Below are 20,064 nucleotides of genomic sequence, written 5' to 3'. Positions count from 1 at the left end.
CGCTCCCATCAGGAGAGGTCGGACTCGCCGGCGCGCAGCAGTCGCATCTGCGCGAAGGCGGCCCCGGCGAGGATGAGGAACAGGACCACGGACATGGCGGACGCGTAGCCGAAGTGCCCGCGGGCGAACGCCTGCTCGTAGATGTAGAGCTGGAGCACGCGGGAGGCGTTGCCGGGCCCGCCGGCGGTGGTCACGGCCACCGTGTCGAAGACCTGGAAGGCGCCGGTGACCGTGATGACCAGCACGAGGACGAGCACCGGCCGCAGCAGCGGCAGGGTGATGCGCCAGAAGGTGCGCCACTCCCCCGCGCCGTCGACGGCGGCCGCCTCATAGACGCTCGCCGGGATCATCTGCAGGCCGGCGAACACCAGGAGGGCGGTGTAGCCCAGGTGCCGCCAGGTGTTGACGCCCGCGATGGTGGCGACGGTCCACGCCTCGTCGCCGAAGAAGGCGACCTTGGGCAGCCCGATCGCGTCGATCACGGCGTTGACGATGCCGATGTTGTAGTCGAGCATCCAGAACCACAGCAGGGCCACGACGACGTTGGCGATGAGGTAGGGCAGCAGCAGGCTGCCGCGGATCAGCACCGACTTGGTGAGGCGGTGCATGAGGACCGCCAGCCCGACGGCGAGGACGGTCTGGAACCCGATGTTCAGCACCACGTAGAGGAACGTGACGCGGACGGCGTTCCAGAAGACGTCGTCCTGGGCCATGTCGACGTAGTTGCGCAGGCCCACGAAGACGGGGCTGCCCAGCACGTTGTACTCGGTGAACGACAGGTAGGCGCCGCGCAGCGTCGGGTAGAGGTAGAAGACCAGGAACCCGAGGGCCGCGGGGGCGATCATGCCGAGGGCGGGCCAGAGCTGGTTGCGGGGCCGGCGGGCGACGGCGGTCGCGGCGCGGGTGGCGGTCGCCGTGACGGTGGCGGTCACCGGCCCGCCTCGATCGCGTAGACCCGCACGTCCTCGCCCGGGACGACGGCGCGCAGGCGGCCCGCGGCCCGGCTCTCCTGGCCCGTCCACAGCTCGGTGACGTCGTACCGCCCGCCGCCGAGGCCCAGGTCGCGCAGCGCGAGGTCGGCCCGGCGCGGCGTGGACCCGTAGTTGAACAGCGCCAGGTAGGTGGTCCCGCCGTCGCGCAGCACGAACGTGTCCGACGCCGTGAAGGCGTCCGGGCCGGCCTGCACCGGGGCGAACGACCGCCCGAGCTCGGCGAGGTGGTTGATGCCGGGGTTCTGCAGCAGGTCGCGGGCCCGCTGCTTGACGACCGGGTGGCCGGTGGCGGTGAGGTCCTCGCTGACCTGGTAGATCCCCGTGATGGCGGCGGAGGTGACGCGTGCCCGGTTCTGGCCCTCGGGCCAGATGCTCGGGTAGGGGTCGTCCAGCAGGTAGGCGTTCGCGTTGCCGTCGTACTCGTAGTTGCCGAACTGGACGTGGTCGCCGTCGTTGAAGGCGTAGACCTCGTCGAGCCACCAGCCGTAGGTCAGGGAGTTGAGCAGGTACTCGGTGCTCTTCTGGTAGCGGTCGGGCTGCGTGGGGTGCCAGTTGTTCAGGGCGCCGTGCACGTCGCACGAGATGCGCCGGGCGTGGGCGAACTCGGAGGCGAACAGGGGCGAGATGGCGAGGTCGACGAACATGTCGTCGCCGACGACGTCGACCACCTGCGCCATGCCCTGGCGGAACGCCTGCTGGCCGGTGTGGACGTCGACGTCGTACCAGTCGTCGGCCTCGACGTAGCCGTGGGTCAGGAAGTCGAGCTTGACGTAGCGCACGCCGAGCTCGCGGAACTTGCCCAGGGCGATCCGGGCGCGGTTCTGCACGCCGGGGTTGGTCGGGTCGAGCGCCCAGGCGCCGTCGATGTTCACGGGGATGCCGTTCACCTTGAGCGCCATCTGGCGGTAGGTCTGGTTCTCGCAGGTGTCGCACAGCGCGGTCCCGCCGATGGGCTCGTCCAGGCCCTCGCGCCAGAAGTTGGCGAACGGCTGGAAGTACAGGGCCGGCTCCTGGCCGCGCGCCTTGACGTCTGCGACGTACTGCTCGAGCTCGGCCCAGGAGGTGTTCGGGTCCTCGAACGCGTACTCGGGGGCGAGCATCTTGTCCCAGTAGGAGTCGACGCCCACATAGAGGCCCTTGGCCGAGCCGGCGTTCCGGAACCCGGGGGTCTCCTCGGCCAGGAACTCCGAGACCTCGTCCATGACGGCGGCGTCGCCACCGCGGGCGCCGAGGCCGCCCCAGCTGTTGAACCCGAAGGGCGTGCCCTCGTCCCAGGTGCGGGACTTCGCGGCCTGCGCAGCGGCCTTGCCGAAGGTCTCCATGCCCTCGCGCCAGTCCGGGTACAGGCCTACGAACATGCGCGGGGAGCGCACCGTGGCCCCGCTGACCTCGGCGTGCGGCTTGAGCTCGCGGTTGAACTGGTACTTGTTCATCCCGTCGCCGTAGTCGTAGCTCCAGTCCGTCAGGCCGGCCGCGGCCTGCAGCCGGTCCAGGCCGCCGCGCGCGTTGCCGTCGGCCACCACGCCGGACTTCCACGTGTCGCGGTCCAGGGAGCCGACGACGAGGCCGCGGCGCGAGGCGTCGTCGATGAACGCGGTGACCTCGAAGCTGCGCCGGGCCGGCGTCACGTCCTTGATCGCCGGGGTCTCGTAGCGGACCCAGTGGTCGTTGTCGAAGGGCACGAGCACCATGCGGTTGTCGCCCGTGCGCCCGAGGTCGACCGAGCCGCGCCGGTCGGTCATGACCGGCACCATCATCGAGGTGGTGACCGGGCCGTCGGTGCCCGTCACGTCGAGCCGCACCGAGAACGAGCGGTCGCCGTCGAACGCGAAGACCTGCCGGAGCGTGGGCAGCCCGGGCTTGGCGCAGGTGACCGTGGTGCGGGCCGTGAGCCGGCAGGCGCCGTCGTACTGCTTGGTGGTGACGAACTCGTCGCCCAGGCGCACGCCGCTGTAGAAGCCGGTCACGGCCTCGCGGCCGCCCCAGCGGACGTCGGCGGTGCCGCTGGCCGTCGCGTAGTCGATGACGACGTCGCCGCCGCGGAGCACCGTCCGCTCACCGCCCGGTGTGGCGCGGGTGGGGTCGACGGGCACCGGGTCGGCCGCGTCGGGGTCGGTGAGTGTGTAGTCCTTCCCGGTCGCGCCGGCGACGTCGACCCGGTCGAGGTCGGGGCCGAGCACGCCGGCCGGGGCGCTGAACGTCAGGCTGTTCTCGCCCGCGTGCATGGGCAGGTCCACCGTGAGGGTGCCGACGCGGTCCCAGCCGCCGGTCGAGGCGACCGGCACGGTGACCGTCGAGCCGCCGTCGGGCGTGATCGTGAGCGCGCGCGAGTCGTCGCCGCTCAGGTAGTGCAGCGTCACCTCGTAGGTGCCGTCCTCGGGCGCGATGACGCCGGGGACCTGCGCCGTGGCGGACGGGTCGATGCTGCCGACCTTGCTCCCGCCCGAGCAGGTGGAGCAGCCGCTGCGGCTCGCGCCGTCGAGGAGCACCTGGGTGGCCTCGGCCTCGATGGTGGCCCCGCCCTGATCGGCCGCGGTGGCCGCGGGAGCGGGCGCCGCCCCGATGGCGACCACGACGCCGAGCGCCAGGCCGGCGGCGAGCCAGGCACGGTCGGCTCTCCGGACCTGGTCGGATGCGGATCTGACTGACATGAGTGCCCCTCCGGCGTCGTTGCTGGTGCGGACACTCAACCGTCTTTTTTTGTCACTGTCAATTAACTGCTGACGTGCTCACCGCCCCGTCAGGACGAACTTCGTGATCGCCATGGCTTCCCGCACGTAGGCGACGGGGATCTCGTACCAGGGTGTGTCCGCGTGCAGGTGGGTGCTGTCGATCCCGGCTTTCTCGGCGATGCCGCCTGCCCGGAACACGTGGTAGTCGCTGGTGACGAAGGCCGTCGTGTAGTCGGCACCGAGGTGCGCGTCCAGGAGGCTCTTCGCGAGGACGAAGTTCTCGTGGGTGCTGGTCGACCGGTCCTCCCGGAGGATCCGGCTCTGCGGGACCCCGTGCGCGACCAGGTACCGCTCCATCGCGAGCGCCTCGGTGATGGTCTCGCCAGGCCCCTGCCCGCCGGCGACCACGACGACGGCGTCCGGGTTCGCGACGGAGTACCCGATCGCCACGTCCAGCCGGGAGCGCAGCGACGGCGTCACCTCCTCGCCCCGCAGCCCGGCCCCGAGGACGACGACGGCGTCCTCCTGGTGCGAGACGGTGTCCGCCCTGCCGAGAACCGCGAGGGAGGCGAAGAGGACGAGCAGCAGTGCCGTGGCGGCCGGGACGAACACCTTCAACCACCGGAACAGGCCGTTCTCCGTTCCGGCCCGGGTGCGGGCCCGGCGGGAACCGTGGAGCAGGTGGAGACCGTGGAGCAGGTAGAGGACGCCGAGCACGAACGTCGCGACGACGCCGGAGTTGAGGCTGCTCGTGAACCACACGACCAGGGCATCGAGGATGAGGACCGCTCCGACGACGATCCAGAGGAGGGGCACGGCGGAACGATAGCGGAGGAGATCCGGGACCGTCCGGGGCGTCACCGCGCGGGTACGGGCGGGGTACGGAAAGCCGGTTGTCGAGTCAGGTTCCTACCGTCATCGGTGTCAGGGGAACCGCGAGGTCTCCCACTCGAGAACCGGGACGGACCGACAAACCATGCGCAGGATGGTGAGCGCGATCGTGGCCTTCGTGACCGCTTTCTGGGGCCTGGCGGCCGTGGCGCCGGCAGCGCAGGCGGCCGAGGCGGTGCCCTTCCCCGTCCCCGGCCAGGAGGTCGTGGTCGGCTGCGGGCACGCCGAGGCGGCGGTCCAGGTCACCTGGGGCGTGGGCAGCCTGTCGCTCCGGTACCGGCTGCGCGACACCGCCGCGGACGGCCGCAGCCCGGTCCTGAGGATCTCCGCGGTGACCGCCGACGGCGCGACTGCCGACCACGTCTTCGACAACGGCACGATCGCCTCCGCCCGCACGGCCGGCGAGGGCTTCGGCCCCTGGGGCGGCGAGGACGACTGGAACCCGGGGACCATCGGTGCCGTGGCCTCCCTGACCATCAAGGTCTCCAACGGCACGACGGCCGAGGGCGCCCTGTGCACGCAGCACGCGAACCTGTACAACTGGTCCCGCCTCGGGCTCCGGAACGCGTACGAGAAAGAAGGTGCGCCGTACGCGTGGGGCGGGGAAGGCCCGGGCTACGACTGCTCGGGACTCGTGTACGCGTCGTACGACGAGGTGGCCGGCTTCCCCGGGTGGCCGGTGCGCTCGGCGCAGGCGATGTACGACTGGGCCCGGACCCACACCGGCCAGGACAGGGTCTACGCCCAGCAGGTGCCGTACTCGGAGCTCGAGGAAGGTGACCTGGTCTTCTACGACACCGACGGCGGGGACGACGGCAACATCACGTATGTCGCGCTCTACGCCGGCGACGGGACCGTCTTCGACGCCCGGCTGGGAACACCGGTCGGCCGGCACGCCGGCTGGGTGAACTTCCGGGTGGGCGCGTACCGCATCCTCGGTGCCACGGGGTGGACCGCCTGATCCGCCGCACGGCGTCGCCTATGATCACGGCGTGCCGTCGTCCGATGTCGAGGGGGTCCCGGACTCAGCAGGTGAGCTGGTCCGCCGGCATCGCGAGGCCGGCGGGCTGACCCAGCGTGAGCTCGCCGAGGCCTCCGGGGTGAGTCTCGCCTCGGTCCGGGACATCGAGCAGGGCCGCAGCCGCCGTCCCCGGCGGGAGTCCGTCGCCGCCCTGATCTCCGCCCTCGGGCTCGCCGGCCGGGAGGCCGACCGGCTGCGCGAGCGGTTCGACCAGGCGCTCGTACGCCCGCGGTCCGACGACGCGACGGCGGGTCCCGGAGCCGTGGACATCAGTGTTCTCGGGCCGTTGCTGCTGCACCGGGGTGACGTGCGGATCCCCCTGCGGTCCCGGATGCAGCAGGTGCTGCTCGCCGAGCTGGCGGTCGCCGCGGGGTCGCCCGTACCCCGCGAGGTGCTCGTGGCCGCGCTCTGGCCGGGCGAGGCCCCGCCCACGGCGGCGGCCCTGAACATCCACGTCACCCGCCTGCGGCGCCTGCTGGAGGACTCCGACGACCGGCAGCCCGTGGTGGAGCTGGACCGCACCGGTGTCCGGCTCCTCGTCCCGGCCGACCAGCTCGACCTGCTCAGGTTCCGCGAGCTCACCGCGCACGCGCACCGCTCGGGGGCGACGAGCGGCGCGAAGGAGGCCCTCGCCGCCGCCGTCTCCCTGTGGCGCGGCGGTCCGGACCCGGACCTCGTGACGTCGCCCGACCGGGTCGCGGCGGTCGAGGAGGAGTACGTCGCGGCGCTGCTGTCGTACGCGAGGATCACGCGCGAGCTCGGCGTGCCGGAGGACGCCGTCGCGCCGCTGACGACGATGGCGGTCCGGCGCCCGCTCGACGAGGTCGTCCAGGCGTCGCTGATCCAGACGCTCGCCGCGGCGGGACGCCAGGCGGAGGCGTTCAGCCGGTTCGAGGCAACCCGGAGGGCCCTCGCCGCAGAGCTCGGCGTGGACCCCGGGGAACGGCTGCGCACCGCGCACCTGGACGCGCTGCGGCAGCGCTGGACGGACGAGTCCGCCGCCGCGGCCTCCGTCCCCTGGCAGGTTCCCGCGGCTCCGCCACGCCTGGTGGGACGGACGGCGGAGCGCTCGGACATCACGGCGGCGCTCGACCGCGGCCCCGCGGGCGGGAACGTGCCCGTCGTGGTCAGCGGCGCCGCGGGTGTCGGGAAGACCGCCCTGTGCCTGTCCGTGGCGCACGAGATGCACGACCGGTATCCCGACGGTCAGCTCTTCGCCGACCTGCAGGACGCCGCGGGCGCCCCCGTCCCGCCCCTGGAGATCCTGCAGCGCTTCCTGCGTGCCACGGGCCCGGGGACGCCGCCCGCGGACCTGCCCGAGGCGGCGTCGCTGTTCCGCAGCCGGCTCGCGGACCGGACGATGCTGATCGTGCTCGACAACGCCCGGGACGCGGCCCAGGTGCGCCCGCTCATCCCGGGCCTCGGCGACAGCGACGTGCTCGTGACCAGCAGAAACCTGCTGCCCGAGCTCGACAGCGCCGTCCTGGTCCGCCTGGACGTGCTCGACCGCACCGACTCGGTCCGGCTGCTGGCAGCCGCGACGGCGACGTCGGACGGGGACGACGCGGCGGTCCTCGACGAGCTGGCGCGCCTGTGCAGCGACCTCCCGCTCGCCCTGCAGATCACGGCCGCGCAGCTGCGGAGCCGGCGACAGCTCGTGCCGGCGGACCTGGTCCACCGGCTCCGGGACGGGCAGGACCGGCTGGACCACCTCGCCGTGGGGACGTCGAGCCTCTGGAACAGCTTCGAGCTCAGCTACACCGAGCTCTCCCCCACCGCGCGACGCGTGTTCCGGATGTCGTCCCTGCACCCCGGGATCGACTTCGGCACGGAGGCGACGGAGGTGCTGGTGGGCGACGGGACGGCGGCCCGTGCGCTCGACGAGCTGCTCGACGCGAACATGCTGACCGAGCACGCCGCCGACCGGTTCCGCAGCCACGACCTGCTGCGGCTGTTCGCCCGGCGCAAGCTCACCGCGGACGACCTCGTTCCCGACGCCGAGAGCCGCCTGCGGCACTGGTACCTCGACCGGGCCACCGCGGCCGTCGACTGGATCCACCCGCACCTGCTCCGGCTGGCCGGCCACCCGGACCGCGCCGCGGTGTTCGGCGACGAGGACGCCGCCATGCGCTGGCTGGACCTGGAGTACCCGTCGATGCTGGCCCTGGCGACCTCGTCGGCCGACGGCCCCGACCACGGCCCCGACGTCTGGCGGCTCGTCGACCAGCTCCGCGGATACCTGCTGCTCCGGCGCTTCGACAGCTGGGAGCACCTGGCCGAGGCCGGGCTCGGGGCGGCCGTCCGCACCGGCGACGACCGGGCGCGGGCGGCGATGTACGTCTCGCGCAGCTACGCCCACTGGGCCCACGGACGCATCGACGACTCGCACGCGGACACCGTCCGCGCGACCCGGCTCGCCGAGCTCTGCGGCTGGACCGACGCCGTCGCCTACCTGGCGCACAACGTGGGCTGGGAGCACTACGAGGCCGGCCGGCTCGTCGAGGCCGCGGCCTGTTTCGAGCGGATGCTGTCCCAGACCGGGCCCACGAGCCAGGCCCGCGCCCTCGCCCTGAACGGGCTGGGCATGACCTGCCTGGAACAGGGCGAGCTCGTCCGCTCCGCGGACTCGTTCCGTGCCGCGATCCGCATCAGCGAGGGCAACAAGCGCGAGGTGGCCGACCTGACGATCCGCGGCAACCTCGCCAGCGCGCTCCGGCTCCTCGGCGACACCGGGGCCGCGGAGACCCAGCTCCACGACGTCCGCCGCGGGTTCCGCCAGCGCGGCCACACCCGCGGGGAGCTGTCCACGCTGGACGAGCTCGGCCGGCTCCTCGCCCAGACCGGCCGGCCCACCGAGGCGGTCGAGACCGCCCGCGAGGCGCACGCCGCCGCGTCCCGGCTGAACGACCCCCGGGCGCAGGTCATGACCGGCGAAGGCCTGGGCGTGAGTCTCCTGGCGAGCGGGCACACCGCCGAGGCAGCGGCCGCCCTGGCCGACGCCGCGGCGCTCGCGACCGCGCACGGCTACCGGTCGTGGGAGGCCCGGGCACGTGCGCACCTCGCGACGGCGCACCTTCAGCTCGGCAACGCCCGGGAGGCGACGGACGAGGCGGCGCGCGCCGCCGTCCTCGCGGAGACGTGCGACGCGACGCCCGTCGTCGTCGAGGCCCGGCGGGTGCACGGGCTGGCCGCCCAGAAGCAGGCCTGAGATCCCGGCGCCCAGGCGCCGGCCGGCTGCCGGTCCGGCGTCGTCGGTGCGGTTCGTCAGGGACAATGGACGACAGCAATGTCTGCCACTGCAAGGAGCTCCACGTGCCCCAGGGAACTGTCCGATGGTTCGACGCCGACCGAGGGTTCGGTTTCATCGACCTCGGGAACGAGGCCGAGGACCTGTACGTGCACGCGTCCGAGATCGTCGGCGACGACGGACACAAGCTGCTCCGCGAGGGCCAGGTCGTCGAGTTCGAGGTGACCGAGGGGAACCGCGGCCCGCAGGCGCACCGCGTCCGGGTCACGGGCGACCGGGCCGCCGACGCGCCCCTGGGCGTGCTCGGCACCGTCAGCTGGTACGAGCCCGCCAAGGGCTACGGCTTCGTCACGCCCGACGGCGGTCGCGGCGAGATCTTCGTGCACAGCTCGGCCATCGTCGGGGGCGGTGTGATCTCCGAGGGGCAGCGGGTGGCGTTCCTCGTCGTCGACGGGGAGAAAGGGCCGCAGGCGGACCACCTGCTGCCGCTCGGGGCAGCGGCCGCGCAGCCGGCGTCCGACGGCGCGGACGGCACGGTCTCCTGGTACGACGACACCAAGGGCTTCGGGTTCGTCGCTCCCGACTCGGGCGGCGAGGACGTCTTCGTCCACGTCAGCGGGCTCGGCCGGGGTCTGTCCGAGCTCACCGAGGGTGCCCGCGTGACGTTCGACGTCGTCGAGGGCGACAAGGGGCCGAACGCCCGCAACGTGCAGCTCGTGCGCGGCTCGGCGCGCGGCTCCGGGAGTGCGCGCCCGGCCGCGGACCGCGGCCGGCCGAGTCGTCCCGCGGCATCCGGCGGGCCGGTGCGCGGAGGCGAGGGCACCGTCGCGCGCTACGACGCGGACCGCGGTTTCGGCTTCATCACCCCCGACGCCGGGGGCGAGGACCTGTTCGTGCACGTGTCGGTCGTGCGCGGCGACGAGATCCTGGAGGAGGGCGACCGGGTCCGCTTCAAGGTGCGGCAGAGCGACCGGGGGCCGCAGGCCGACGGCGTCGAGCTGCTCTGAGCCGGCTCGGCGTCCACCGGGCTTGAGTGCACTACCGCGGCCCCGCCCCGATCAACCGATTTTCTCGTCGTCGTCGGGCGCGGTGCTGCCCGGGGCGGCGTCGTCCGACGGCGTGGTGCCCCGCATCATCGCGAACACCGGGACGAACGCCGCACCGAGCGCGATGCCGATCGCGAGGTTGTCGAGCGCGAGACCAAGCGCCACCCCGATGCACAGGCCGACGGCGACGCCGGCACCCCAGCTCCAGCCGGCGGTCGAGGTCGGGCCGGCGTCGTCCCCGCCCTGGTCGTCCGGTCCGGTGTGTGCCATGTCCCCCACGGTGGCAGGTCGTGGCACGCATGTCCTCCCCCCGAGGGCTGATCTTGCGCCGGCGCATCCCCCTGGGGGCCTACGTCGTCGGGCCGCCCCGCAGCCGCACGGCCAGCCCGCTCGCCCGTCGCGCCCGCCGGACCACCGCCGCGCGCACCGCCTCCGGAGTGCCGACCACCCGCACCCGACGTCGCGCCCGGGTCACCGCGGTGTAGAACAGCTCGCGCGTGAGCAGGGGCGACGTCTCGTCCGGCAGCAGCACCGTCACGGTCACGGCCTGGCTGCCCTGGCTCTTGTGCACGGTCATGGCGTGCAGCGTCTCGACGTCGCCCAGCCGGGAGACCCCGAACGACGCGCCGCCGCCGATGTGGGCGCGCAGGTTCTCGCCGTCGGCGACCACCACCCCGGTGTCGCCGTTGAACAGGCCCAGGCCGTAGTCGTTCGCGGTGATCAGCACCGGCCGGCCCGCGTACCACTCGGCGCCCACCGCGGCGCCGAGGTAGGCGCCGGAGGCCTCGCCGAGCCGGCGCTCGACCAGCCGGTTCCAGTGCGCCGCGCCCCACGGGCCCTCCCGGTGGGCGCAGAGCAGGCGGTGCCGCTCGGCCAGCTCGACCGCCCCGGCGGCGTCCCCGGCCAGCGCCAGGTCCCGCACGGCGAGCGCGTGCCGGGTCAGCTCGTCCTGGAGGCCGGCCAGCGCCGCCGCGTCGTCCGGGTGCACGAGCTCCACGACGCCGTCGCCCGCCGTCAGCGCCGCGAGCACCGCCTCCGGGTCACCGTCCTGGATCGCGGCGGCCAGGCGCGTGATCGCCGCGCTCTCCGACCGGTGGTCGGTCACCAGGGCCGTCACGACGCCGTCGGGCCGCTCCCCGAGGCCGGCCACCAGGTCGGCGAGCACGGCACCGGCCTCGACGGACGCGAGCTGGTCGGGGTCGCCCACGAGCACGAGCCGCGCGTCGGGGCGCACCGCCTCCAGCAGCCGGGCCATGAGCGTGAGCGAGACCATCGAGGTCTCGTCGACCACCACGACGTCGTGGGGCAGGCGGTTGGAGCGGTCGTGCCGGAACCGGGTGCTCGACCCCGGCCGCCAACCCAGCAGCCGGTGCAGCGTGCCCGCCTGGAGGCCGTCGAGCCGGCGCCGGTCGTCGGCGGTGAACTCCGGCCGCCCGGCCTCCGGGCGTGCGTCGGCCGCGGGAGCACCGAGCGACTCGGCCACCGCCTCCTGCATCCGGGCGGCCGCCTTGCCGGTCGGCGCGGCGAGCGCGATGCGCAGGCGGCGTCCGCCGGCGTGCTCGGCCTGCTCCGCCAGCAGGGCGAGCAGGCCGGCGACCGTCGTCGTCTTGCCGCGACCGGGTCCGCCCGTGAGCACGGTGGTCCCGCGCCGCGCGGTGGACAGAGCGGCCACGCGCTGCTCGGCGTACGCGGCGCCGGGGAACAGCCGCGCCGCGCTGTCCTCCAGGAGGGCGTCGTCGACGGCGGGGGCGGGCACCGCCAGCCGGGCGGCGAGGTCGTCGCGCACCTGCCGCTCCTCGCGCCAGTAGCGGTCGAGGTAGAGCAGGCCGAGGTCGGCCCGCACCACCGACCGCTCGGCGAGCGGGCCGGCGGCGACCCGGTCGAGCCAGCCGTCGGCGGCGGGCCAGGGCAGCGGCACGTCGTCGGGCCCGTCGCCGAACCCGCCCAGGTCCACGCACACCGACCCCTGCCGGACCGCGCGCACCGCGAGCGCGACGGCGAGCCGCACGGTGTCGTCGTCCTCGCCGACGACGTCGGCCGTGCGGCGCGCGACGTGCACGTCGGCGGCGGTGAGCACGCCGGCGTCGTTGAAGGTGCGCAGCAGCCCGGTCGCGCCGAGCGCCCGGCGGGCGTCGTGGGGGTCGTCGCTGGTCCAGCGCTCGATCGACGGGGTCATGCGGCCTCCTCGTGCGCGAGGCCGGCGAGCAGGTCGGACAGCCCGACCAGCAGCGCCGGCGGCGGCTGCCACGAGAACACGCCCGCGGGGCTGCCGTCCGCGCCGCCGTCCGCGCCGGGGCCGCCGCCGGAGTCCGGGGTGTCCGGCCCGGCCATGCCGCGCACGAAGAGGTAGAGCACCCCGCCCAGGTGGGTGCCGGGGTCGTAGCCGGGCAGCCGCCAGCGCAGGTAGCGGTGCAGCACCGCGCCGTACAGCAGGGCCTGCAGCGGGTAGTGCGAGTGCAGCATGGCCTCGGCCATCCGGTCCCGCGAGTAGTCGGCGACGGCGGGGCCGAGAAAGTTCGTCTTGTAGTCGACGACGACGAACCGCCCGGTCGGCAGCCGCAGCACGACGTCGATCGAGCCGGTGAGGTAGCCGCGCAGCGCCTGGCCGCCCAGGGCGGGCTGCTCGAGCCGGTCGGCGTAGGCGGCGAGCGGGTCGTCGGCGGGCAGGTGCGCGCGCAGCAGCGGGACGAGGTCACCCAGCCGCGCCTCGGCGCGGCCGGGGGCGCCGCGTTCACTGCGTCCACTGCGTCCGCTGCGTCCGCCGTGTCCGCCGTGTCCGCCGCCGAGGTCGCCGCCCGCCAGCGGCAGCTCGAACGTCAGCTCGCGGAGCCGGTCCGCCCGGCCGATCTCGCCCAGCGTCAGGCCGCCGGCCAGCGGGCCGAGCGGCGTGCGGTGCAGCGGCAGGAGCCCGTCGGCGAGCGCCGCCGGGTCGGCCGGCACGGGCCACCAGCGCAGCTGTTCGGTGACGTGCTCCAGCAGCTCGGCGCGCAGGTCGGGCGCGAACGGGTCGGCGTGCTCCAGCACCGCGTGCACCAGGGACCCGAACGCGGCGCCCGCGGGCAGGTCGGCCAGGGGCGACGCGGCGGCGGCGTCGGGCGCGGCCGGCCCGGCGGCGGTCTCGGGGGCGTCGGTCTCGGGGGCGTCCGGCTCGTCGTCCGTGCCGGCGGCCTCGGGTTCGCTGCCCACGCCTGCGCCGCCGCCGGCGCCCGTGCCCGTCGCGGCGTCCTCGCCGGCCGCGATGATCCCGCTGTAGGAGGTGCGGCGCCACCCGGTGTCGACGGCCCGGTCGAAGGCCCGCGCCTCGTAGGGCGCGTGTCGGTCGGGAGGTGCGGGGGCCGACGCCGCGGCGGGCACGGCGACCTCGGCGGCGGGTCCGCCCAGCTCCTGGAGCAGCCCCAGCACCCGCGTGACGTAGGCGTCGTCCTTGACCGGCTGCGTGCCGGGCACCTGGCGCGTGCCGGGGGTGCGGCCGAACAGGAGGCGGTGCAGCCCGCTGGTCGGGGTGCTCGACGTCGGCGCCCACCACGCCACGACCTGCGACTGCGCGCGGGTCAGGGCCACGTAGAGCTTGCGGAGCTCCTCGCCGTCCTCCTCCGTGCGGTGCGCGGCGCAGCGGGCGTCCCACTGCGCGCCGGAGCCGGAGACGTCGATCGTCCGCGTGCCGGTCTCGTCGTGGTAGAGCGCGATCTCGACCGGGCGCGCGTAGTTGTCGTAGCCGAACGGCAGGTACACCACGGGGTACTGCAGGCCCTTGCTGCCGTGCACGGTGACGATCTGCACGGCCGCGGCGTCGGAGTCCAGGCGGCGTGGCCGCTCGGCCGTGCCGGTACGGCGCCTCTCGTCGCGGAACCAGGCCAGCAGGGCGGTCAGGCCGAGCGACTCGGTGACGCTCACCTCGTGCAGCAGCTGCCCCAGGTGGCGGACGTCGGTCAGCAGCCGTTCGCCCTCGGCCCGGGCCAGCACGCGGCTGCTCAGCCCGCGCTCCTCGGCGGCCTCCAGCAGGGCGGCCACGCCCCGGTGGCGGAGCAGGACCGCCCAGCCGCGCAGGGTGTCGGCGTCGCGGGCGGTCAGGGCCTCCCTCCCTTCATCACCGCCCGCGTCGAGCTCGGCGACCGTGCGGCCGAGGAACGGGGTGAGGGCGGCGGCCCGCACCAGGCCGGAGCGGTGCGGGGACTCCAGCGCCTCCAGCAGCGTCAGCCACTCGTCGGCGGCCGGCGTCTCGAACACGTCGCCGCCGGGCAGGACGGCCGCGACGCCGCGCGCGGCGAGCGCGTCCTGGACGAGCCGGCCGTGCGTCCGCGCCGAGACGAGGACGGCGACGTCGCCGGGCACCAGGGGGCGCCCGTCCCACGTCGCGCCCGAGGCGAGCAGGCCGGCGACGTCGGCGGCGAGGTCGGTCGCGACGTGCTCGCGGGCCGGGGCAGCCTTGACGAGGCCCTTGTACTGGGGCAGCCCGTCGCGCCGCACCTGCCGCAGCCGGAACGGCGCCGGGTGCGGCGCGCCGGCCAGGCGGCTGCCGCCGCCCGCGGCCCCGCCCTCCGCCGTGACCGGGTGCACCACGATCTCGTCGTGGCCGAGCGCCGCGTTGCCCAGCAGCACTCCGAGGGTGTCGACCAGCGGCGCGTCCGAGCGCCAGTTGCTGCCCAGCGTCGCGCGCGTGGTCGCGCCCCGGGCGGCGTCGAGGTAGGCGACGACGTCGCCGCCGCGGAACGCGTAGATGGCCTGCTTGGGGTCGCCGACCAGCACCGTCGCCCGGGCCCGCCCCGGCCCGTCCTCGTGCGCGCCGCCGAACGCCCGGTCCAGCACCTGCCACTGCACGGGGTCGGTGTCCTGGAACTCGTCGACCAGCACCACCGTCCAGCGTTCGCGCATGCGCGCGCCGACGGCGACGCCGCCGTCGGCCGAGGCCGGGTCCAGGGCGTCGGCGAGCCGGCCGAGCAGGTCGTCGTAGGACAGGATGCCGAGGCGGCGCTTGCGGCGCTCCATCTCGGCACGCACCTCGCGGGCGAAGGAGACGCGGGCCGAGCCGACGGCGTCGTCCGGGTCCGCGGCGGCGAGCGCGGCGCGCGGGTCCTCGACGGCGGCCGTGGCGACCCGGAGGGCGCAGGCCCGGTCGAACGGCGGCGGCTCGGGGTCGCTGCCGTACCGGTGCAGGTAGAGGTCGTCGACCACCTCGACGGTGAGCTCGGTCAGGGACTCGACGAGCTCGGCCCCGGGCTCCGTGTCCCCGGCGACGCCGAGGGAGCGCAGCACGAGCTGGCAGAACTGGTGGATCGTCGCGATGGTGGCGTGGTCGAACGCGGCCAGGGCGTCGGCCAGCCGGCGGTGGCGGAGGGCCCGCTCGGCGTCGTCGACGTCGAGCAGCGCCGCAAGGACGGCGTCCACCGGGCCGGTGTCGCGGCCCGCGAGCGCGGCGGCGAAGGTGCGCTCGGCCCGGAGCAGGGCGCCGCGCACCCGGTCGCGCAGCTCCTGGGTGGCGGCGCGGCCGAAGGTCACCACCAGCATCTGGTCGAGCGGCACGACGCCCTCGGCGACGTAGCGGGTCACGAGCGCGCCGATCGCGAAGGTCTTGCCGGTGCCCGCGCTGGCCTCCAGCAGCGCCGTGCCGCGCGGCAGCGGCCCGGCCAGGTCGAAGACACCGTCGAAGCCGTCCGTCACGTGCTGAACGTCCGTCACTCGCTGAACCTCTCGCTCTCCAGCAGCGGGCTCCAGACGCGCATCGCGAGCGCGCCGAAGCGGGTGGTCTCCCCCGGGTGCTCCTCGCCGGGATGCGGCTCCTCGTCGGTCCCGGGCAGCGGGGCGCCCGGGCCGTGGACCCGCACGTGCTCGGGTTCGGCGCACTCGCCGTCGGGGCGCCCGCCCGGCCCGCGCTGCCCCGCCCAGGTCTGCCCGGCCCGGAACCGCGCCTCGGCGGGGTCGGCGCGGCTGCGGCGCGCCTCGGCGTAGAGGGCCGACGCCTTGACCGGCAGGGGCAGCGGCTCGGTGAGCCCGCGGTCGCGCAGCGCGACGAGATCGCGCAGCAGGTCGACGGCGGTGTGGTCCAGCGGTCCCAGCCGCGACCCCTGCCACGTCCGCCGCGAGCGCGGGTTGGCCGGCCGGCCGAGCGCGTAGCCGACCCAGGGGCGGTCGTCGTCGGACGCCGTGAGGGCCAGCAGCCGGAGCCAGGCCTGCAGTCGCTGCCTGCCGCCGAGCCGGGCGTACGACACCGCGACCGAGCGGTCGCCGTGCACGCCGGGCACGGAGCCGCGCAGGCTGCGCCCGTCGCCCAGGTCGACATCGACGTCCACGACGCGGGCGGGGCTCGCCCGCAGCCCTGCGGCGGCGTCGGCGAGCGGGCCGACCTCGTCGGCGACGCGGACCAGGGGGCGCCAGCCCAGCCGACCGGGCGGGAGGTGCCCGCGGCGCCACTCCTTCTGCACGGCGTCGTCGAGCGTCGTGCCGTGCAGCACGTCGCGCAGCACCCGCTCCCCCACGGCCCAGCGGCCCAGGCCGTCGAGCTCGACGGGCAGGCCGTCGTCGAGCGGCTCCTCGTGGAAGGGGCGGCCGACGTCGAGGCGCTGGACGAGGAACCCGCGGGCGGGCGAGCGGTAGAACGCGAGCAGGTCGTCGAGCGCGACGACGCCGTCGTCGGCCATCCCTGGCGCGGGCGGCGGCAGCGGGTCGAGCGGCGCGGCGAGGAAGGGCCCGGCGGGGGTGCGCGGGCCGGCCGCGGCGCGGGCCCCGGCGAGGGCCGCGCGGTCGAACGTGAAGGCGGTGCCGGGCACCAGCGCCCCGGGCTCGACGGTGCGCCGGTCGAACGGCTGCAGCGGGTGGCGCACGGTCACGGCGCGGGACACCGGCCGGCCGTCGGGCGTGCGCGCCGTCTCGTCGAGGGCGTCGAGCAGCTCGCCCAGCGGCACCGCGGGCGGGCGTTCCTGGCCGGAGTACTCGTCGGCGCCGCTGTACGTGACCACGAGGGTCTCGGTGGCGGCGAGGACCGCGTCGAGGAAGAGCTGCCGGTCCTCGCTGCGCGGGTCGCGCTCGCCCGTCCTCGGCTCGCGGGCCAGGACGTCGTCGCCGTCGGTGACGCCGACGCGCGGGAAGACGCCGTCGTCGAGACCCAGCAGGGCGATGACGCGGTGCGGCACCGACCGCATCGGGACGAGCGTGGCGACGGTGAGCGTGCCGGTGCGGAAGTTGGCGCGGGTCGGGCGGCCGGCCACGCGGTCGGCGAGCAGGGCGCGCACGTCCGGCAGCCGCAGGGGCACCGCGGGGTCGGGCGCGTCGGCGCGCACGCGGGCCAGCTCGCGCCGCACCTGGGCGAGCTGCCACGCGTCGGCGGCGGGCACGGTGGTGAGCGCCGCGACGCCGTCCTCCAGCGCCGTCAGCCAGTGCTCCAGCGGGTGCCCGCCCACGAGCGCGTCGGTGACGTCGCGGAGCCGCTCCACGAGCTCGGTCAGGCGCCCGGCCAGCTCTACCTGCCCGCTGCCGACGTCGTCCAGCGGCAGGACGCGCTCCAGCCAGGTGCCCGTGTCGTCCGACATCGCGACCCCGGCCAGCAGCCGGTCCAGGCCCTCCTGCCAGGTGCCGGAGCCGTAGTCCGCCAGGCCGAAGCCCGCACGGTGCCCGGCGTCGAACCCCCACCGCACCCCGGTCTCGCGCGCCCAGCGGGCGAGCTGCTCCAGGTCGTCGTCGCGGAGCCCGAACCGGCGGCGCACGGGCTCGGCGTGGGCCAGGTCCACGACGTCGCCCACGCCCGCCCGGCCGCCGGCCAGGTCGAGGAGACGCAGCACGACCGCGAGCAGCGGGTTGGTCCGGTCCAGCGCCCGGTCGGCGAGCCGCACCCGCAGGCCGTGCGCGGGGTGGCCGTGCGGCCCCACGACGTCGGCCAGGCCGAAGGCCGCGGTGACCAGGGGCGCGTAGGTCTCGATGTCGGGGCACATGACGAGCACGTCGCGCGGCTCCAGCGCCGGGTCGTCGGCGAGCAGGCCGAGCAGCACGTCGCGCAGCACCTCGACCTGCCGGGCCGGGCCGTGGCAGGCGTGCACCTGGACCGACCGGTCGGCGGGGTCCAGGAGACGGGCGCCGGCGTCACCCACGGCGTCGGCCCGCAGGTCGTGCTGCAGCATCCGCAGCAGGGTCCCCGGCTCTTCCACGTCGCCGACGGCGCCGTCGGTGCCGCCGTCGTCGTCCGCCGCGGCGACCGGTTCGTCCCGCAGCTCGATCGCCGACAGGGTGCGCTGCAGCTCGCGGGTGTCGCGGCCGAGCGTGGCCAGGAGCCGGTGCCCGACGCGCTCGTGGGACCGGTCCTGCGCACGGTCGACGGGGCCGCCGAGGTCCTTGAGCGCCGACCACAGCGGCGCGGAGGGGTGCGGCAGCCACAGGTGCACGTCGCGGTGCGCACCGAGCGCGCCGACCAGGTCCACCTCGCTCGCGGCCAGGCGCGTGTGGCCGAACAGGGACAGGCGCGGGGGCAGGTCGAAGCCGCCGGGCTCGGCACGCAGCCGCTCGACGACGGCGGCGTGCCGCACGTGCGGCGGCTCGGCGTCGACCCGCTCGGCCAGGGCGCGCCACAGCGGCGGCTGCCACGCGAGGTCGGCCGGGACCGCGCGCCCGCACCCGTCGGTGTCGCGGCCCGCGGCCCAGTCCGCGACCAGCGCCGGGCGCTGCGCGGCGTAGCCCGCCAGGAGCCGCGCGAGCCGGCGGGCGACGGACAGCCGGCGGCCGCGCCGCAGGTCGCCCTCCTCGCCCGGCATCCCGTGCCCGAGGTGCTGGGCGAGCAGCGCGGCCCACGGCTCCTCCAGGCTCGCGTCGATCGCCGCCAGCAGCGGCCAGGTCAGCGCGTCCGGCGCCCACGGGTCGTCGTCGCGCGTGCCCGTGACCTCGGCGAACAGCGAGCCGGGCGAGCGCAGGTCCACGCCGGCGCACACGCCGTCGTCCTGCCCGGGGACGGCCCCGAGCCGGTGGCTGAGGCGCTGCGCGAGCCACCGCTCGACGCCCCGCGCGGGCACCACCACGACCTCGGTCGCGAACGGGTCCGCCAGGGGTGCGGCCAGCAGGTCCCCCAGCGCCTCCGCGAGCAGGTCCGTGCGCGGAGCACGATGCAGGACGACCGCCATCACGCCAACGTATCGTGCGGCCGGGCGGGACGTGCCGCCCGCGCGTGGTGGGGCGGCCTCCAGGCGCGGTCAAGTGATCGGTAAGTCGTCGTCCACCGGGCCTTCCTAGGGTCCAGGTGCGATGACGTGAACCCCCGGGACAGCGGCATCTCGCGACGCGCCGTCCGGCACGTCGACGTACCGCCGCAGGCGGTCCATCGAAGGAGAAGCCATGTCCGTAACGCCCACCGTCGTGCTGGTCCACGGGGCGTTCGCCGACGCGTCGAGCTTCGCTCGCGTCGCGAGCGACCTGCTCGACGACGGCACCCGGGTGATCGTGCCCGCCGTGCCGAACCGCAGCCTCTCGGGGGACGCCGCGTACATCGCGTCCGTCGTCCGCCAGGTCGAGGGCCCCGTGCTGCTCGTCGGCCACTCGTACGGCGGCGCCGTGATCACCGTCGCCGGCCGTGAGGAGAACGTCGTGGGCCTGGTGTACCTGGCCGCGTACGTCCTCGACGAGAACGAGAGCCTCGGCCAGCTCCAGGGCGGCTTCCCCGAGTCGCCCCTGGCCCAGGCCCTGGTCTACACGCCCTTCCCCGTCGAGGGCTCCGCCGAGCCGGGCGTCGACGTCTCGGTGGACGTGGCCAGGTTCCCCGAGATCTTCGCCGCCGACGTCGACCCCGCGCTGACCCGCGTCCTGGCCGTGTCGCAGCGGCCGCTCACCGGTGCCGCCTTCGGCGAGCCCGGCACTGCCCCCGCCTGGAAGGACAAGCCCTCCTGGGGGATCGTCGCGACGGCCGACAAGGCCATCAACCCCGACGTGCAGCGGTTCGGCTACGAGCGGGCGCAGGCGAAGGTCACCGAGGTCGACTCGTCGCACCTCGTGATGCACGCCCAGCCGGCCGCGGTCGTCGGCGTCATCCGCGAGGCCCTCGCCTCCGTGGCCGGCTGACCGGCCGGCTGACCCGACCCGGCCCGTGTTCTCCGGCCGCAGGGGGGACCGCGTCCCTTTCCGGGAGGCCAACTCCCCCCCCCTCCAAACCACCACCCCCCCCGCGCCCCTCCACACCCCCCCCCCCCGACACGCACCCCTCCCCCCCCACCCCCCCCCCCCCCCC

Annotated in this window: 11 protein-coding genes; 4 read left to right on the top strand and 7 right to left on the bottom strand. The window is 75.4% G+C overall.

Annotated elements, in window-relative coordinates:
- Positions 1-8: 8 nt before the first annotated feature.
- The 3 genes from ACFV9Q_RS00970 to ACFV9Q_RS00960 form a co-directional block, all read right to left on the bottom strand.
- Positions 9-845 carry a carbohydrate ABC transporter permease gene (locus ACFV9Q_RS00970; RefSeq protein WP_377227474.1) on the bottom strand — a complete coding sequence of 279 codons (837 nt, stop codon included), beginning with the start codon at positions 843-845 and terminating at the stop codon, positions 9-11.
- A gap of 83 nt (positions 846-928) precedes the next feature.
- Positions 929-3,643: a hypothetical protein gene (locus tag ACFV9Q_RS00965; RefSeq protein ID WP_377232750.1), complete on the bottom strand. Its 2,715-nt coding sequence runs from the start codon at positions 3,641-3,643 to the stop codon at positions 929-931.
- 78 nt (positions 3,644-3,721) lie between these two features.
- Complete coding sequence (locus ACFV9Q_RS00960) at positions 3,722-4,480, bottom strand: YdcF family protein (protein ID WP_377232749.1); 759 nt, start codon at positions 4,478-4,480, stop codon at positions 3,722-3,724.
- 169 nt (positions 4,481-4,649) lie between these two features.
- Between ACFV9Q_RS00960 and ACFV9Q_RS00955 the strand changes: the two genes are divergently transcribed.
- The 3 genes from ACFV9Q_RS00955 (at position 4,650) to ACFV9Q_RS00945 (ending at position 9,830) form a co-directional block, all read left to right on the top strand.
- The gene (locus ACFV9Q_RS00955; protein ID WP_377232748.1) at positions 4,650-5,516 is read left to right on the top strand and encodes a C40 family peptidase; all 867 of its coding nucleotides are present in this window, start codon (positions 4,650-4,652) and stop codon (positions 5,514-5,516) included.
- A gap of 31 nt (positions 5,517-5,547) precedes the next feature.
- Complete coding sequence (locus ACFV9Q_RS00950) at positions 5,548-8,784, top strand: BTAD domain-containing putative transcriptional regulator (RefSeq protein WP_377232747.1); 3,237 nt, start codon at positions 5,548-5,550, stop codon at positions 8,782-8,784.
- 104 nt (positions 8,785-8,888) lie between these two features.
- Positions 8,889-9,830: a cold-shock protein gene (locus ACFV9Q_RS00945; protein WP_377232746.1), complete on the top strand. Its 942-nt coding sequence runs from the start codon at positions 8,889-8,891 to the stop codon at positions 9,828-9,830.
- A gap of 51 nt (positions 9,831-9,881) precedes the next feature.
- On the opposite strand, the gene ACFV9Q_RS00940 is transcribed toward ACFV9Q_RS00945, so the two are convergent.
- The 4 genes from ACFV9Q_RS00940 to recC form a co-directional block, all read right to left on the bottom strand.
- On the bottom strand, positions 9,882-10,139 hold the full coding sequence (locus tag ACFV9Q_RS00940; RefSeq protein ID WP_377232745.1) for a hypothetical protein: 258 nt from the start codon (positions 10,137-10,139) through the stop codon (positions 9,882-9,884).
- 79 nt (positions 10,140-10,218) lie between these two features.
- Positions 10,219-12,045: an exodeoxyribonuclease V subunit alpha gene (gene recD / locus ACFV9Q_RS00935; protein ID WP_377232744.1), complete on the bottom strand. Its 1,827-nt coding sequence runs from the start codon at positions 12,043-12,045 to the stop codon at positions 10,219-10,221.
- Positions 12,042-15,545 carry a UvrD-helicase domain-containing protein gene (locus tag ACFV9Q_RS00930; protein WP_377232743.1) on the bottom strand — a complete coding sequence of 1,168 codons (3,504 nt, stop codon included), beginning with the start codon at positions 15,543-15,545 and terminating at the stop codon, positions 12,042-12,044. Before ACFV9Q_RS00930 ends, recD begins: the two co-directional genes overlap by 4 nt.
- Positions 15,542-18,967 (bottom strand): exodeoxyribonuclease V subunit gamma, encoded by a 3,426-nt coding sequence (recC, locus tag ACFV9Q_RS00925; RefSeq protein WP_377232742.1) that lies wholly within the window; start codon positions 18,965-18,967, stop codon positions 15,542-15,544. The genes ACFV9Q_RS00930 and recC overlap by 4 nt, the downstream gene beginning before the upstream one ends.
- A gap of 211 nt (positions 18,968-19,178) precedes the next feature.
- Here recC and ACFV9Q_RS00920 point away from each other — a divergent pair, with 211 nt between their 5' ends.
- A complete protein-coding gene (locus ACFV9Q_RS00920; RefSeq protein WP_377232741.1) occupies positions 19,179-19,898 on the top strand; it encodes an alpha/beta fold hydrolase in 720 nt (239 codons plus the stop codon).
- Positions 19,899-20,064 lie beyond the last annotated feature (166 nt).

This window comes from Promicromonospora sp. NPDC059942 (genome assembly GCF_042731755.1).
Taxonomy (GTDB): domain Bacteria; phylum Actinomycetota; class Actinomycetes; order Actinomycetales; family Cellulomonadaceae; genus Promicromonospora.
Note: the sequence above shows the minus strand (reverse complement) of the source record. Positions and strands in the feature narration are given on the sequence as shown.